Genomic DNA, 16,898 nt, shown 5'->3' with positions numbered 1-16,898 from the left:
AGGGTTCAATTACTTGCAAAGCCGTTAATTACTTCTTTTTAGGGGCCAACACCATGATCATCTGGCGACCTTCAATTCTCGTTGGGAAAGATTCGACTACTGCAAATTCTTCAGTATCCGCTTTCAAACGATTAAGAACGTCAACACCGATTTCTTGGTGAGCCATTTCGCGGCCACGGAAGCGAATTGTTACCTTCACTTTGTTGCCGTCTTCTAGGAAACCAGTCAGGTTGCGTAGTTTTACCTGATAGTCTCCAATATCAGTTCCAGGTCGGAATTTAATTTCCTTGATCTGAACCTGCTTTTGCTTCTTCTTCTGCTCTTTCGCAGCTTTGCTCTTCTCGAAGAGGAACTTACCGTAGTCCATCACACGACAAACTGGCGGCTCGGCGTTAGGGCTGATCTCTACAAGATCCATACCAGCTTCATTTGCAGCTTCCATCGCTTCAGCGATTGATACTACACCAACAGCTTCGCCGTCTGCGCCAGTTAGACGCACTTCACGAACGCCACGAATGTCACCGTTTAAACGGTGCTGGTTTTGTTTGGCCGGTTGTTGGCCACGTCTTCCGCCTTTAATAGCTATTCCTCCAGATTGAGCTTACGGCTTGAAACCTCGGCTTGGATGTATGAAATAAAGTCATCCACTTTAAATTTGCCAAGGTCCTTACCTTTACGTGTACGTACTGCAATTTCGCCGGCTTCCATTTCTTGGTCACCACACACAAGCATGAACGGTACACGTTTCAAAGTATGTTCGCGGATTTTAAAGCCAATCTTCTCATTTCTCAAGTCTGCTTTGACTCTAAATCCACTTTTTTGCAGTTTTTTCGTAATTTCTTGTACATATTCAGACTGTTTGTCTGTAATGCCCATTACAACTGCTTGTTCTGGCGCCAACCACGTTGGGAAGAAGCCAGCGTATTCTTCAATAAGAATACCAATGAAGCGTTCTAGTGAACCTAAAATCGCGCGGTGGATCATAACTGGCGTGTGACGCTCGTTATCTTCACCTACGTAAGTAGCACCTAAACGTTCTGGTAATGCAAAATCGAGCTGCACTGTACCACATTGCCAAGCGCGGTCCAAACAATCATGCAAAGTAAATTCAATCTTAGGTCCGTAGAACGCACCCTCGCCTTCTTGAATCTCGTATGCAATGTCCATTGCCTCTAGCGCTTGCTTAAGGTCAGCCTCTGCACGGTCCCACATTTCGTCTGAACCTACACGCTGTTCTGGACGAGTAGATAGCTTAACAACGATGCTTTCGAAGCCGAAAGTTGTGTAAGTATCGTAAACCATTTCAATACAAGCTTTAACTTCTTGTTGAACTTGGTCTTCAGTACAGAATACGTGAGCATCATCTTGAGTGAAGCCACGAACACGCATAATGCCGTGAAGTGCGCCAGACGGCTCGTTACGGTGACATGAGCCGAACTCAGCCATACGTAGCGGTAGATCACGGTAAGATTTCAAACCTTGGTTGAAGATTTGAACGTGACCAGGACAGTTCATTGGCTTGATAGCGTATTCACGGTTCTCTGAAGAAGTAGTGAACATCGCTTCAGCGTACTTATCCCAGTGACCAGAGCGTTCCCAAAGAACACGGTCCATCATTAATGGGCCTTTAACTTCTTGGTAATCGTACTCAGTCAGTTTTTGACGAATAAATACTTCTAGCTCACGGAAGATAGTCCAACCGTTGTGGTGCCAGAACACCATGCCTGGTGCTTCTTGCTGCATGTGGAATAGGTCAAGCGCTTTACCGATTTTACGGTGGTCACGTTTAGCCGCTTCTTCTAGGCGCACAAGGTGAGCTTTAAGTGCCTTCTTGTCGTGGAATGCAGTGCCGTAGATACGTTGAAGCATCTTGTTGTCACTGTTACCACGCCAGTATGCACCCGCTACGTTAAGTAGAGTGAAGTGCTGGCAGAAGCTCATGTTAGGCACGTGCGGGCCACGACACATATCGATGTATTCTTCGTGATGGTACAGGCCTGGACGATCGTCTTTAGAAACGTTCTCGTCCAAGATTTCAATCTTGTAAGTCTCGCCGCGAGCTTCGAATGCGTCGCGCGCTTCCTGCCAGCTAACTTTCTTCTTAACAACCTGGTATTTGGTCTTCGCTAGCTCTTTCATGCGCTTTTCGATCTTTTCTAGATCGTCTTGCGTTAGAGAGTGCTCAAGATCGATATCGTAGTAGAAACCGTTATCGATAGTAGGACCGATCGCCATTTTCGCTTCTGGAAAAAGCTGCTTAACCGCGTGGCCTAAAAGGTGAGCACAAGAGTGACGAACGATTTCAAGGCCATCAACTTCATCTTTAGCTGTGATGATTTCTAGGCTTGCATCGTTTTCGATAAGATCACAAGCATCAACACGCTCGCCGTCTACACGACCAGCAATGGTAGCTTTCGCAAGACCAGGACCGATTGATAGGGCAACATCTAGAGTTGATACAGGGTTGTCAAATTGACGCTGACTACCGTCAGGAAGAGTAATAATTGGCATTATTTGTCCTTTACAGTGGTGTTGCACACCAAGCAACACATGAAAATTATTTAATATATTTAATTCAACAAGTTAGATAACTTGATGGGGATATATGTAAGAATTGGTACAAATTCAGGTACAAATACAGATGCACCCTCATTTATTCCAAAGGTATTGTAACGAATTAATGTGAAATGACAATAATGTACTGGATAAGAGGTCGAGGAAAACTGTCATCTCTAAATGACAGTTTATTTTATGATCATTGGTCAAACGCATATGTACAATTTTTGCAGAAAAGCGCACTTCCAATTTTTCTTGGGGTCTCTCTAACTCCGCAGTTAGAACATAGACGCGTATCTCCAAATGACTTACTTACGCCTGACGTTGAGGCGAAACTACTACTCATAGAGGAACTCCTTCTATTAGCATACGAATTTCGACCACTATTCCGAGTTGATTGTTTATCAAAAGCTGAAGTATTAGATATTCTGTTTGTTTCGCGAAGACGCGAAAGCCTTAGCTCTTGTTCTTTTCTTTGCCTTTCTCTTTCATCTTCAATGATGAGGCGGATCTTCTCTTGAACTTCTTCATCTTGGATTTTTTTCAATCTTGCCAGCTCGGCCCGATTCTTTTTTTCGTCAGCTATATTTTGTTTCACATTGGCGAGTATAGCTTCGGTATCCACTGCATATATTTTTTTACTTAAATGGTCAAAATTAAGCTCTGAGAAATCAGCTAAGATGGAGTCCCACTTATACCCTATTGTCAAATCATCATTCTGATGTGGTACTCGATAATGACAGGTTAAAAAAAGCCTCCCCTCTTGAAGAGACTTCTCTTTAGCTACGTCGTCAAATTCAAATGCATTAGCTCGATTAGCATAGCTAATATCTAAAGAGGTGAATTTTTCAGGGTCAAAATCAAGAAAAACCCACACTATATAAGTGTCATTTTCTCTATAGAAGTCTTCACGCTTAATAATCACATCTAAAAACGTAGTCGAGATTTGAAGCTCGAAGACGACATTTTGACTACCAGCTTTATACACTGCGCTAACATCAGGACGACGCCACCGCTTAGCTACTCCAAAACTATGCTTTTCTCTATATGTGGGTTCAATGGCAACCTCATCTTCAAAAAGAGTGTCTTTTCGTATTATTCCCGCGATAAGGTTTTTATGTTCTCGATGAGCTCGACTCTCTTTTTTTCCATTAAATTGCATTGCCAATAGTTCATCAACAGTAAATTGAGATGTAACTTTTATTGGGCAATCTTCAGAGTTTTTGGGGTGAGCAAAATACTTTGTCCGATCAGTCGTTCCCCTCAATACTACTGGCTGGTAGCAGACATCACATAAAGCTATAGGGTTACTCTTCCGAGACTCTTCTATTCGTCGACGGAATTTAAAAAAATCATCGTCGTCACAATGGTCTAAATACTCATTTGCATCTAAATATTTATCATCTTCAGGCATAAAGACTGATTTCATATTGCGAACAGACATCGCAGCTCCTATAACCCCATAATTTTATATGCATTTATACACCCACTTGAGTGCAAGTGGTAGTCACAAATCATACGTATGGTAAATTATTAAACGCTTTTATTTTTCGATTCTTTGCCCACCTGAGCACCCACAAATATTATTAACTATAAAATATCCGCATAAATTTATTTGGACGTAAATAGGTACATAAATGTGTCATTTTTCAAGTGTAAAAAGACCATCATTTCTTTCGAGGATAAAGTACGCGCCGAATCGATAGCAGCCAGGTCGAATGTCTTCCCAAACTTCTACCCCTTCCTTCTCAACCGTGTAGGCTGTCAGGCTCACTAGTTTTACGAACTGGTACTCTTCACTATCTTCAAACGGCAGAAAGCCTCCAAATGGCTTAAAGGCGTATTCTCCATCACGTAGCAATGCGGGGATCAAACCTCGATCATTTCTAGTGTAGACATGGTATTTGTAGTTTTGACGGTAGCGTATAGATTTCATTATTAACTGGCTATATATACAGTTAACATGATTTTAGTCTCTGTATGTGCAAAGTTCCAGTTATAAAAAAGCCCCATTTAAAGGGGCTTAATCTATTTCACTAATCTTAGTGCTGGCTTATGGGAGGGTGTTTGCCTGTTAGCTGTATTAGTAAAGTCACTATGAACTACGCCAAAGCTAAACAATAGGCTCGTAACTTCATCTAAAGGCAGGTGTAACATCTTAGCTAGTGATGCAATAGACACACCTTCTGATTCTAGCGCTGCCAAAATCTTGCTAATGACGTGCGATTGTTCACGCGTGATCCCATCAATTTCTCGCGTTCTCAACCCCATTTTACTTGCAACTATGATTAAAGACTTATATTGCCATTCACTTAAAACACCAACAGAGCGCATCTGTACAATGAGCGCCATAGCGGAAACTTTCCAGTTATGTTTAAGCGTTAGAATGCTTTCGATAGAAATATTGTTTCCCTTATAGGGCAAAATAGTACTTCTTGGCATCAGAAAATTGGAAGCAAACTTATCTGCTTCTGCTTCGGCGTCTTTACCCTGTGCTGTTCCATGCTTATGCAAGATCAAATGACCAAGCTCGTGAGCGGCATCAAAGCGGCTGCGCTCGCCTGATTTTTTAGTATTCAGGAAAACATAGGCAACATTTCCTTTCCAAAATGAAAACGCATCTACGTCTTGGGTATTTTCTGCGAGTGAATACACTCGAACACCATGCTTTTCAAGTTGGTGAATCATATTGCTAATACTGTAATTCCCTAGCCCCCACTCTTGCCTCAATGCCTCTGCAGCAACTTCCGGCTCATAGCCGTTATAATCCGGCAATTCGGCATCTTTTAATGAGTATCTACTCTCAAAAAAGTCATTGATGATTACACCGATTTGCCCAGCCCCTATGGCCGCGTGCTCTTGAGCTGCTTTCATACTTTTTAACGAGCGGAAAGATACCGTATCTTTAGATACGTTTTCTATTGCATCTTCATCTAAAAGAAATTCTGGTGGGTAATTCAAAGCACGTGAAAAAGCCTCGACAGTCGCTTCTGGCGGCTCACTGTTACAATAATCTTTCTCGTACTCTGATACCATGCGAGGCGTCAAACCTACTTCACTAGCCAATGTTTTGAAAGTAAGTTGTCTCCTTGTTCTGGCTAACTTTAGCCTCGATGGATTAAATTTAACTGACATATTTTCTACTACTTACTTCTTAATAGGGTCGAAAAAATCTGCTTCATCATCAGTAAATGTAGGTGGGATTGGGTTTGAAATCTGTCCATCGAACGGAACGGCTTCAAACAAATGCCTATGAGACCAGCTTGAAATTTTCACTCTTCCTTTAGAGCCTGACAAAGCAGTTTCTGTAGGTAGAGCAAGCTCGAATCTCACCTCTAATTTACCTCTGTCTATGTGGTATAGAAATACCCATGTTTCATGGCCATCTGCCGTACTAGGTAATATATCAATAGTAGCAACATCTTCGAAAAGAGGATAGTTTGCTTCTACAAAACTTTGGGTCGCTTGCCCTTTTTGATTTCGTGTTCTTGGTTGTATGTCACCATCGATGCCAGTATTAGAATCACCGCTAGTGATAACGATAGTAAGTTGTTCAGATGAATTAACTAATAGAGGCATTCCGTCTTTATGTATGGCTTTCCAACCTTGGTTTTGATCAACTACCATTTGACGAAAAGAAGAAACGATCTCTTCCCAAGCTCTAGAACCAGCGGCGGTTATTGGATGAAATTTGTTCACGCTTTTATACTGATAGATCCCACTTTGTATCGCATCAATAAACACACGCTTATCGATATTAAGAACTGTCTCTTCTTGTAGGGAGCTTTCATCTGACTCCCAAGTTTTTACAACATTCGTATTCATTTATATTCCTTCTGGAGTAATTCGAGCCGCAACGCTTCATTTCCTATTTTAACCTACTTTAGTAGGAAGAAACAAGAAATGAAATTGAAAAGTTAAACTTTACATATTGGGAAATTTTGATAGCAAAGATTGCTGAGACGGCGAATTCTAGATTAGCGGAGTTGATGACAGTGAAAGGAAAGAGTTAGTGACTTGAAATAGTTAAAGGCGCCGATTGGTGCCTTTAACGTTATTTAGTTAGCTTGATGAGCAACGGTATAAACATCTTCAATTAGGTAGTTATACTTCTCTGGTATTAATGCTAATTCACCCCATCCAAGGTCCTCAAAACACAAGCCGATACCATTCTCAGTTGCTTTTCCATAGACCAAAGCGTAACGCCCTTCCGTCTCATCTCCGATTCCGTGCTCATGCTGAAGCCAGTGAGGAGTTTTAATGCAAAAGTCTTTCACTTCTGTAGACTTTTCAATAAAAGTCATACGAATATTGTTATCTCCTGGTGGATTCCCAAAATGATTAGAATTCTTAAGTTTGACTACATAAAGTTTAGGTTTTGTGTCTTCGTCTTTAACATTTCGAGCGTCATGAATAAGCGATGTCAGAGCAATTGCATGCTGATAGCCTGGGAAAAAATAATAGCGATAATAGTTTTTATCAAAGTTACGACATATGCCTCTTAAAGAAGTAATCTTACTTGGAACTTTAAATGACTCCCCATCATGAACCCCCAAAGGTACGTCAGCCTCCGGCCCTTCGACATCTTCAATTTGAGCGTCGTCAAATGGTTTAGGTTCTCCTGGTAGGCGTTGTTCTGGCTTGTCTTTCATAAAACCGCTAACTATTACTAGTTCCTCATTATCAATCGCTTGCTTTACTGATTCTGAGCTAGTGTACTTTTTACCTTCGGCTTTAGCAGAGCGCAAAGCGCAAAAGATTCCTTTGTACTTGGGCAGATGTCTAAAATGAGCTTCCATACTGGAAGTTGTATGTTCTCTGTCATGTGGCACTCTATTTAAATTCGTAAAGCACATAGGACAAAACAAGCTACCTTTCATACCCACCTCATACTCATCTGGCTTGATTCTTTTTGCACCTTTAAGTAATGAGGCTCGAATTCCTCCTTCAAAATTCCAACCATCTTTATGCAAAGCATGCGCTATACGTCGATGAAGCTCTTCCATCGTTAACTCCTTCTGTTTTAAAATAAAAATATGCAATTAATATTACACTCAACCAATTGCTTAATTTGTGATTTAAAATCAGATTTTGTCACTGCGTTACGCATCATGCTCAACCTTGGTTTTTACAACCATATTGTAAAACCCTTAGGAGTGGTGGTGACCATATGACCCGAAAAATTTTTATTTCGCGGGGTGTGGGCCCGTTTGAACATTTATAGGCTCCAGAAGAACCTATCTAATTAATTTATATACATAATCTAAAATCACCCGTGAGCTCTCATAACAGCGACAGCACAATCAAACGCTTGTTTGATACGGTTCAGCGAGAAACCAAACGACGATACCGAAACTCAACTCCACCAAAATCTAACCCAACATTTACTCTTGTTAGGTAGCATCTCAGATATAAACTTCTCAAAAGAGAACTTGCCCAACTTGGTGACAAATCACATCGCTTAGCAATAAGTTGCGCTGTCACCTCTTCGCCCTGCTTTATCGAATCCAATACTCTCAATTGCGTCTTACTCAACTTCACCAATTTCACCTGGTGCGGAGCAAGTCGCGCAGCGGCCACTAGAACGTGATTCACCTCACATTTTTGCTCGGATTTACCCATACTAATACTGTCCTGAGCTATTCATATTTAAATGTCTTTTAATGATTGATCTAGATGATCTTTTTACCATGACAAAATTATTCAAATGTAGGCAAATAACATGACCGCCAGCAATTTTTTAGCCATTGATGATAGGATCTTAGTGCTTCAAATTTTTGCAGTTCAATGTGAGTATGGATGTATGCCTGGTCTAGCTTTCCTTTGGCATGGTTGAGCAGCGTTTCACCAACTAGGTAATCTATACCTATATCAGCCCAGATAGTTCTCGCTAGCTTCCTTAGGTCATGAGCACACCATTTACCCTTTGATACCGTTTTAACTAACTCCGTAGCGCTGACGCGAGATATTGGTGCTTTATCTCGTTTGGTTTGTGGAAAGACATGGTTACCCTTGTAATAGTTAGCTAACTGCCATGCTTTAAACGCCTTTAACAGTTCGACCATCTCGTCTGTTAATGGGTAAATGACCTCTCGTTTTGTCTTCGTATCATGCTTAGGGATTTTCCATCGCTTAGTTTTGAAACAGACGTTGCACCATTTGGCCTTACGCGTTTCACCAATACGTGAACCATGGCTAAGCATCAGTAGACCTAGAACTCGGGCAAAAGGATCTGATGTGCAAAGCCCTTCCAATAACTCTTGAACATCGCCTGGTTTAAGGCTGCATCCCTTTGCTTCAATTTTGGCCGTGATGAAATCTGTAAACACCATATCGATTAATGGGTTATGCCCTATCATCTTTAACTTCTTCGCCTTTTTGAAGGCAACCTTTAAAGCCTGAAAGATAGATCGAATATAACTGATTGAGTAGTTGTTCTCCCTTAGCGGTTTCATCAACAACTTCTCAATTTTCCGATGAGTCAGCTCAGCAATTCTTTCCCCATGCAGTCTGGGCACGAGGTGAAGGTCAACCATACATTTGAGCGAGATGATCCGCTCTGCAGATAAGTGCTGTGACCGATTCTCTCTGTCTAGATGCCAAACCAACAACTCATCAACAGTTTCAAACTCATTAAATATCGCTCTTTTGCCCTGAGCGAGATCTAAGACGTAATAATTGAGTACATCAAACACATGAGGGGCTGAAAGGTTCGGGTACTTCCCTAGCGTATGAGGCCTCTGAGCACCGTCTTTATATTCCATATAAACCCACGAACCCTGATCTCGATTCTTACGAAAACGCAAGTAAAGCGAATAACGCTCATCTTTCAACTGCGTCACTCTTGGGTCTTTCGAGTATTTTCTAATTTGCGCTTCGGAAATCTTACAGCGAACAGTAGCGGCATGATGAACACCGGCATTCAACTTAATCATTCTATTCTCCTGTTAAGGTGGCTTTAATACTCATGCGCCTTGGTTGTAAGCCTTGGCCTGAAAACGAAACGCTGTCTATTGAGCACGTTCCTTGGAATGCATCAGGGAAAGAACTATCGAGAATCAATAGCCCCTCCGCAAATACCGCTGGGTTTGGCGGCGCTTCGATACTGAGCTTTCGTCCCTCTCGCTGCATTCGTCTGAGTTCGCTCGCGCATGCCTGCTCTGCTTCTTGTTGACTGTTTCTGTCTTTACCTATCGATTTAAATGGCGCCTTACCTTTTCTCACTTCCTGTCGAGTGCCGTCCTCAGTCGAAAGATAAAATGCCTTAACACCGGCGACATCCGTTCGTCCATCGAGGTCGATACTCACGTTGATGAAATTCGGAAGTTGTGGCTGATTACCACTGGGCTGCGATAACGTGATGGTTTCAAGGTCTTTGCCACTGGCGCTTCTGGCTTCCCCCTTGGGAGCAAAAATAAAGCGACCATCGATAGGTTTAGCGACAGCATCATATTGCTTAGCAAGCCGGTACAAAAACGAAGGCGTACTTTCATCAGTGCGATCGACATGCGCGATTTCAATTTTTTGTAATCTCGGATGCACAAAAGTTTGAAAGCCATGAGGGGTCACATTATCCGCAACAACTTGAGCCAGTGTTGTCTTGTCCCAGCTCATCGATTTACGCTCTCGATAACCGGTTTCATCTTTAATACTGAAAGGGGCGACAGACAACACCAAAGTCACTTCTCGGGGATGTAAGCTGATGGAACGTTTCGATATTTGAAATTCATCACGCAGCACTTCACCCAAATAGACTGAGTACTTTTCTCCCTTCGGGGGAATGCCGTCAATGTCATCAGAGTTGATCGTTAAAGAAAGGCTATCCCCCTCAATCCCGTTGCCATCAGATAGACGCCACGATTTAAGGCGAGCCAATAACAGTTCGCTATTTTTGCCGACTAGTTTGAACATTAGTCCCAAGACCTCGTAACAGATTGAGTGGGTTTCACCGTAGATATTTCAGGAATATGGACATGGGTATCTACAGTGAAGGCATCACCACGGACATGCGGATTAAGGCGATAAAACGCGATCTCTAACTGATCGCTGTCTTGACCTGTTTGTTTAAAGAGTAAATCAGTGATTAGTTCCCCTTTACGCGCAAATATTTTCATCCACGGTACTCCAAGAGCTGCAAAGACATATCCGTCACCATGGCGCGCCCATCATGAATAAGCTCACTGCGCCCCTCTTTAATCTGTTTGATCGTCCAACGGCCCAGGTTAAAACCTTGACCGTCACTCACTTGTTGAGGCTCATCAATCAAGGCACGAATCGCATCCACTGATTTAGCCGCGCTGTATTGAAGCCATTTGGCTGTGATGTCTATCGTTTCAAGTGGTCTGCCAGTTCGCTCTGAACGCGCATTATCAATGAGGCCGACTTCGGAATAAGCGCCCGCCGTGGTTCTATCAAACTTCGTTATGGGCGTTTTATCTCCAACCGAAAACACGAACTCCCCGATCACTAAATGATGCATGGTTAACCTCTATCAATAGCAGATACGTTAATGGAATCGTCGATGGTAAGCCCCGTTAAAGAGTCATATTGAGACTTCATTTGTTGGTCAATTTGAGCGGTAACCTGAGCTGCAATTTTCTGTTCATCCATGCCTGGTGCGGCTTGAATAGCGACGTCGGTTTTAAAGGTAACGTTGGGTGTTTGCCGAGCGAGAGTTTCGGTTTTCTCTTTCTCGACCAACTTTTCAGACACGGTTTCCGAGGCCATGAGTTTGTCGTCGGGCGAATCCAGCTTATCGCCGAACCATCCTCCTAACAGCTCACCACCAAGATCGCCTAATAGTGAACCGGCTAAACCGCCAATCACGGTACCAATACCCGGGAACACCATTGTGCCGATAGTCGCTCCAAGACTGGCGCCACCCATGCTGCCAAGTAGCCCACCACCTTCGGTCAAGGCGGTTTTGGTATCGCCTTCGGTGACGGCCGTTGCGATATTGCCGGCACTGATCGCCATATCGAAAGGCCTAAGTAATTTCCCTAAGCCTGCTTTACCCGCACCTTGAGCCACATCACCGGCGAGCGCGATGCCATCTTGCGCCATCGCAACGCTTGGCATCATCGCTAATGCGCCACCGCCTAACGATAATGGCAAAGCACCACGGTTGGCCGTCATCATTGTGCTCGCCATGTTGTAAGCTCGAGCAAGCGGGTTTCGTGAACGTAACTTACGTGGAGGCATTCGGCTTTTTGACCGACTACCACTGGCACCCAAACCACCGCCACTTCCTCTACCGCCACGACCAGAGCCCATGCTCATCATGGTTCGGTTTAACCGGCTAAGTTGTTTCGTTGCAAAAGCCGCTGCTCGGCCACTTTGTTGGGTTTCTCGGTTTAAGCCCTTTCGAAACAAGCGCCCTTTATCGAGGGTATTACCAAAGATAAGGGAGGCGGCTTTGCCTGCTAACATCGCGCCTTTGAACGCCAATAAGCCAGCAACACCAATTCCAACCGCAGCCGTAACGCCCTGGTTAGCTTCGGCAAAATCCGCCAATAGATTGATGCCATCACCTAATGGCTCAAGTACCCAATTGAGCGCAGGTAAAAGAGCGGTACCAACGATCACGCTTAAACGGTTCACCTTGTTGATGAACTGAGAAATGCCGTTTTCACTGGTGTTTATTCGTGCCTCATATTCGTCTTGTAATGACTGAATATGAACGTCTTGCCCTTGCTTAGCTAACTTGAGCGTTTTACGAAATAGATCCGTGTTGCCCGCCAGTGAAGCCACAGCCCCTTTCGCTTCCTCACCAAAGATTTGAGTGATTAATGCACTTTGCTCTTCTAATGGCGCATCTCTTATGGCTTCAAGCACTAGCAATAACGTCCCCGAAGCATCGTTTTGCATTGATGTGGCGAGTTCTACTGAATCGAAACCTACGGTTGATAACGCGGTTTGCTGCGCTTTGGTTGCTGCGCCGCCAAGAGTGAGGCGACCTGAAATATTCTTAAGTGCGGTTGCAGAGCGTTCTTCCCCCATACCTGCAGACAACATCGACGCCGAAAGCGCCGCGGCTTCATTAGCGGAGAACCCCGCCATTTTGGCAGACGCGCCTTGCCTAGCCATTACGCCTGCAATGTCGTTAGCTTTCGCATTCGAGTTGTTCGATAAATGGTTGGCAAGGCCAGCAAGGCCCATCGCACCATTTTGATCTAACCCTAATGCTGCTTTAAATACCGCGAGGGTTTCACCCGCTTGGCCAGCTTCCATATCGAAAGCGACACCCATTTGTGCAGAATCGAGCACGAACTGTTTTAACTCGGCTTTGTCTTTGATGCCGCTTTGCCCACCAGCTGCCAACATAGCGTTGATGTCATTGGCGCTCATCGGTGTTTCAGTGGAGGTTCTTAGCGACCAATTACGCATGGCATCTGCTTCTTCAGGGGTCATATCGACCACCTTTTTCACATCAGCAAACGAGCTTTCGTTCTTTACTGCCGACCACACCGTCGCCGCTATTGGTGCAGCAGCCATGGCAAGCGACGTCGCTTGACCGCCAATCTCACTCAATTTTGCATCGCGAGTATCAATTCGTGATTGAATTGATTTCATCTCTTTCAAGTGACGGTTTTGTTTGGCGATAGCCGCTGTGGCCTTTTCTGCCTGAGCTTCGAGCTTTCTTTGCTCATCACTCATACGGCCAGTATTGATCCCAGACTCTTTTAACGCGGCGCCCAGCCCTCTGAGTTTTTCGCGCTGCTTATTTTGGCTATCGGTTAGCTGGGTAACCCGTTTACCTGCCGCTTTATAGGCCGCATTCAACTCATTGGTTTTCACCTTGCCCTGGTGAATCTCATCGTTAAATGAATCTAGCCGTTTTTGCGCTTCGTATAACCGATTCTTTAAATCAATGGCCCCTTCGCCCGAGGCCTTTTTCAGTTGAGAATTGAGGCCTTTTATCTCCGCTTGTGTCTTACTGTATTCAACCCGAAGACCCGAAGTTCGCTGTTTGTTGTCTTCCAGTTCTTGACTAAGGCGAGTCACCTTTGCTTTAGCATCATCAAGCTGACCGGCTAACTTAGCTGCTCGCTTGCTGGCAGACTCAAAACCATTTAATTGCTTGAGCTTGCCATTAAGTGAGATCACCTCTCCACGCTGGCTTTCAAGTGCCGCGGTTAACCGCTCTGTGGCTGTGGTCGTTGAAACAATGTCCTCAAGACCATTGACGGTGGTATTCAGAATGAGGTTAATTTTCTCGGACATTATTTCACCCCAAGTTTGGCGAGAATAAGCTCATAACGACGCACCGCGACATCTTGTGGCCATCGCCTTAGTTCAGACTCAGATGTATTTCGGTGCATTGGAACGAGGTCGATTAGGCTCTCAACGTCATCGGGCGAAAGTACGCCGCCGATTGTTGAAAAAAAGCGCCCACCTGCGGTTTTAGCGCCAGATAATCATTGATTGAGAGAAAATCAAGATCGGACCTTTGCAAGCTCGTGATCACCTCAAACATGAAATCTTCACGCGCTCGCTCTTCGGTGATGTCCGCCAACGCTTCAGAGTGCGCGACTTTAGGAATGGCAAACTTCACCTTATTAATCTTGTCGCCTACTTCATTTTCGAAAGGATGCAGCAAGGCAAACTCTACCGACTTACCATTAAGCTGTTCACCCCGCAGTTCATCTGATGGTTTTAGAATCAAATCACAGATGTCGTCATAGAGCTGATTGAAGTCGGGCACCGCTAAGGTTTCGAACTCTTCTTTGGTCACATCACTGCACGCCATAATCACGGCTTTACGTTGTTCGAAGAGCTGTTTAGCCGTGAGTTCTTGTTCGGCTTCGATGTGTGGCAGCTTACGGAACTGCGCTACAGGGATCGTTTTAAGGGTCACGCTTTCACGCGAGAAAAAAGTCAGTTTGCTTTCATTTTTCATGAATTTTTTCCATAAAAAAGCCACCCAATTTGGGTGGCTTAGGTTTTGATTGGGTAAGGTTAGTGAGAAGGCGATGTGCAGATCTGCATATCGCTCACTTCTCGAACGATCTCTTTCGCTTGCTGAGTCCTTAACCATTCCCCCCTGCCACTGGTCGAGGTGTATCAACACCTCTCCTAACTAATACCCGCTGTCCCCATCAAATCCACACCGCCAACGACGGTCTTGCCCGTATCGACATTAATGTCGTGAATGACAGTACCCGTATCGGTGAGTTTGTATGCTTTACAGGTACCTTCAATGGTTACGGTTGGCTTTTCGCCCATCTTCACAGCATCTTTTTTGATGTTGGTGATTGGCCCGTACATCGAGTAAACCTCTTGGTACTTCGCCTGATCGGTATCTTTGCCTTTTTCCGTCACGTTAATTTGAGCGTTATCCATAAAGAAGCGGCCAAGGGCATTTTGTATTTTTTGGTGATCACCACGTACTTTAAGCGTCCACTTAAGTGGCTCAAAGCCCACTACATCTTCAGACTCGACAAACGAGCCCTCGTTGGACACCGTCTTGGTTTTAATATCAACCGGAGTGAACTCCACGATTTCGTTCATCAACGGCACAGATTCAATCTGCGCCGAGAGCCGCATGCGAATACGATCAGCCATTGACGACCTCCTCTAACCACGCTTCGATAAGGCCGTTGTCTACACTCATTTCATAGACCATGTGCTCATTCGGAGCATAGCGACCATAGTTAACACACAAGTACCAACGCCCAGAGGTATAATTCTCTAGGTTGTTTTTGCTTGGGTGTAGGAATGCTTTGAATACTGGGATAACGCCCTGAGCCACCAAGTTTTGGCCCCAGTTCGTTAAACGGTCAACAACTTGATCCATGAACTCTTCGGTAAGCTGCTTACCCATCAACGGTTGGCTGGTTTCTTCCAGCTTACGCGCCATCAAATCTTCCAAACCGACATGAGAGAGAAAACGCCCGGTATTAGAGCGGTTGCCAATGATAGACATTCCCCCCATTCGTGTGCGAGCAATCGTCACCACACCATGCTTATTCAGGAAATTGGCTTGAGTGGTTTTATCGTTGATTTTGTATGAAACATTACGAGCAGTTTCATCACAAAGTACCCCTCGATTTTGCGGACTCTCCCAGCCTTCAACCGAGGCCATCGCTGCCACCAAAGCAATAGAAGCAGGCATAAGAGATTGCACGCCGTCATAGGTTTTCAAAAACCATGGGTCGATAATCGACAGTTTATCTTGTCCCGTCCCTTCCGAGCCAAATTCAGCGGCAAACTCTGCAGCTGCCATATCATTGGTATTTGGGCCATCAAGAACCGGACGACAGCGAACGTCACGACCAATAAGCGCCAGCTTTTGACCCACGGCTTTCGAGTTAAAGCCTGGCGCCGCAATGATGGTTGGCGTTTCAGCGCACGCCTTAACGGTTTCAAGGCCGGTGATCGCTCCTGTAGAACTGTTTACCCCGCCGATGATATTTGCTTCAGTCACGGATGCGTCCGCATTGGCTTCTACAATCGTGACGTACACAAGGCACTTAACGTATTCAAGTAAGTAGCGAACCACATTAGGCAATGTGCCTTGCCTGGTCCCGACGCTATCAAGCGATAACATCGCATGACTGTAATTCCATAAACGCGTTGGCTCGTTATAACTCAAGCCCGTATTCTTGTTTGGGGCGGTACCAATTAAATGAACCACCTGCAATGCAAGTGGTCCCATGCTTGGTTGAGGCTCAATGGTGTTAACTTCTACCCCATTGAGTTCAAAATCTTGGATTGGCGTGAGCATTACTTGCCCTCTTTTTCCGTGGGTTTAGACGATACTTTGACTTCAATCGCTGGCCCTAATTTCCCGTTTTGAATAAGGAAGGCCGTTTGTTGAGGCAAAAGATGGATAGTTTTTTCATTTGGAGATACCCAACGACCATTCAATCGAAACTCTTTGATGATCGGGTATTCCAGTGTTTTCACTTTTGATTTCTGCACAGACAAACGCTCCAATAAAAAAGCCCTTCACATTGCTGCAAAGGGCTTTGTCTAGATACAAAAAAACCGCCTTATTAGAAGCGGTTTATAGGGTTGGCTTTTCTGGCCAAATGACGTCATTTGGATTGGAAAAGTTTTGGGGTAAATCGCGAAGCGCTTGACGGTACGCTGCAAACGCAAGCTTCTTTTCTTCTGTAATTGGAGCATCACCCACTTGAGTAAAATCCGTCTCCATAAGCTTTGAATGACGCTCAGCTCGAATAAGTTCCCATAGAGCCTCATGTTCAGCCTCTAGGCAAATCTCTGAAGCTCGATCTTCACTAAAGCCCATTTCGATCAAAATGCCTAGTTCTGCGGGCACATTGTAAAGTGTCTCTCCATTAGAATAAGTCAACTCTTTGATATAGTAACTCATGTCG

18 protein-coding genes are annotated in these 16,898 nt (G+C 44.4%); all 18 read right to left on the bottom strand.

What is annotated here, in order from left to right; translation table 11 throughout:
- Window positions 1-28 precede the first annotated feature (28 nt).
- Window positions 29-580, bottom strand: a complete 552-nt coding sequence (gene infC / locus AB4623_RS00665) for a translation initiation factor IF-3 (RefSeq protein ID WP_076654893.1) — start codon at window positions 578-580, stop codon at window positions 29-31.
- Window positions 581-582: 2 nt separating this feature from the next.
- Window positions 583-2,511, bottom strand: a complete 1,929-nt coding sequence (gene thrS, locus AB4623_RS00660; protein WP_017059786.1) for a threonine--tRNA ligase — start codon at window positions 2,509-2,511, stop codon at window positions 583-585.
- A gap of 244 nt (window positions 2,512-2,755) precedes the next feature.
- Window positions 2,756-4,000, bottom strand: a complete 1,245-nt coding sequence (locus tag AB4623_RS00655) for a DUF6035 family protein (RefSeq protein ID WP_372044662.1) — start codon at window positions 3,998-4,000, stop codon at window positions 2,756-2,758.
- Between the two features lie 198 nt (window positions 4,001-4,198).
- Window positions 4,199-4,492, bottom strand: coding sequence for a hypothetical protein (locus AB4623_RS00650; protein ID WP_372145500.1), 294 nt, complete (start codon window positions 4,490-4,492; stop codon window positions 4,199-4,201).
- Window positions 4,493-4,584: 92 nt separating this feature from the next.
- The gene (locus tag AB4623_RS00645; RefSeq protein ID WP_155758979.1) at window positions 4,585-5,691 is read right to left on the bottom strand and encodes an ImmA/IrrE family metallo-endopeptidase; all 1,107 of its coding nucleotides are present in this window, start codon (window positions 5,689-5,691) and stop codon (window positions 4,585-4,587) included.
- Between the two features lie 12 nt (window positions 5,692-5,703).
- On the bottom strand, window positions 5,704-6,381 hold the full coding sequence (locus AB4623_RS00640; protein ID WP_004733491.1) for a hypothetical protein: 678 nt from the start codon (window positions 6,379-6,381) through the stop codon (window positions 5,704-5,706).
- 233 nt (window positions 6,382-6,614) lie between these two features.
- Window positions 6,615-7,562, bottom strand: coding sequence for a hypothetical protein (locus tag AB4623_RS00635; protein WP_004733490.1), 948 nt, complete (start codon window positions 7,560-7,562; stop codon window positions 6,615-6,617).
- A 319-nt stretch (window positions 7,563-7,881) separates the two neighbouring features.
- On the bottom strand, window positions 7,882-8,178 hold the full coding sequence (locus tag AB4623_RS00630) for a MarR family transcriptional regulator (RefSeq protein ID WP_132974589.1): 297 nt from the start codon (window positions 8,176-8,178) through the stop codon (window positions 7,882-7,884).
- Between the two features lie 77 nt (window positions 8,179-8,255).
- Window positions 8,256-9,491: a tyrosine-type recombinase/integrase gene (locus AB4623_RS00625; RefSeq protein WP_132813628.1), complete on the bottom strand. Its 1,236-nt coding sequence runs from the start codon at window positions 9,489-9,491 to the stop codon at window positions 8,256-8,258.
- A 1-nt stretch (window position 9,492) separates the two neighbouring features.
- Window positions 9,493-10,467: a hypothetical protein gene (locus AB4623_RS00620; protein ID WP_132813627.1), complete on the bottom strand. Its 975-nt coding sequence runs from the start codon at window positions 10,465-10,467 to the stop codon at window positions 9,493-9,495.
- Window positions 10,467-10,670, bottom strand: coding sequence for a hypothetical protein (locus tag AB4623_RS00615; RefSeq protein ID WP_017101207.1), 204 nt, complete (start codon window positions 10,668-10,670; stop codon window positions 10,467-10,469). The genes AB4623_RS00620 and AB4623_RS00615 overlap by 1 nt, the downstream gene beginning before the upstream one ends.
- Window positions 10,667-11,008: a phage tail protein gene (locus tag AB4623_RS00610; RefSeq protein ID WP_231901000.1), complete on the bottom strand. Its 342-nt coding sequence runs from the start codon at window positions 11,006-11,008 to the stop codon at window positions 10,667-10,669. Before AB4623_RS00610 ends, AB4623_RS00615 begins: the two co-directional genes overlap by 4 nt.
- A gap of 29 nt (window positions 11,009-11,037) precedes the next feature.
- Window positions 11,038-13,779 (bottom strand): phage tail tape measure protein, encoded by a 2,742-nt coding sequence (locus tag AB4623_RS00605; RefSeq protein ID WP_371692034.1) that lies wholly within the window; start codon window positions 13,777-13,779, stop codon window positions 11,038-11,040.
- A 112-nt stretch (window positions 13,780-13,891) separates the two neighbouring features.
- Window positions 13,892-14,455, bottom strand: coding sequence for a phage tail assembly protein (locus AB4623_RS00600; RefSeq protein WP_372106148.1), 564 nt, complete (start codon window positions 14,453-14,455; stop codon window positions 13,892-13,894).
- A 176-nt stretch (window positions 14,456-14,631) separates the two neighbouring features.
- The gene (locus tag AB4623_RS00595) at window positions 14,632-15,120 is read right to left on the bottom strand and encodes a phage major tail tube protein (RefSeq protein WP_048669342.1); all 489 of its coding nucleotides are present in this window, start codon (window positions 15,118-15,120) and stop codon (window positions 14,632-14,634) included.
- Window positions 15,113-16,282, bottom strand: a complete 1,170-nt coding sequence (locus AB4623_RS00590; RefSeq protein WP_372106147.1) for a phage tail protein — start codon at window positions 16,280-16,282, stop codon at window positions 15,113-15,115. The genes AB4623_RS00595 and AB4623_RS00590 overlap by 8 nt, the downstream gene beginning before the upstream one ends.
- Entirely contained in the window at window positions 16,282-16,479 is a 198-nt protein-coding gene (locus AB4623_RS00585) for a hypothetical protein (protein WP_371728401.1), read from the bottom strand. Before AB4623_RS00585 ends, AB4623_RS00590 begins: the two co-directional genes overlap by 1 nt.
- An 85-nt stretch (window positions 16,480-16,564) precedes the next feature.
- On the bottom strand, window positions 16,565-16,894 hold the full coding sequence (locus tag AB4623_RS00580) for a tail fiber assembly protein (RefSeq protein ID WP_371728400.1): 330 nt from the start codon (window positions 16,892-16,894) through the stop codon (window positions 16,565-16,567).
- Between the last annotated feature and the right edge of the window lie 4 nt (window positions 16,895-16,898).

It is taken from the genome of Vibrio sp. 10N.222.52.C12 (assembly GCF_041474215.1).
Taxonomy (GTDB): Bacteria; Pseudomonadota; Gammaproteobacteria; order Enterobacterales; family Vibrionaceae; genus Vibrio; species Vibrio crassostreae_C.
This window is presented reverse-complemented; position numbering and strand designations above follow the sequence as displayed.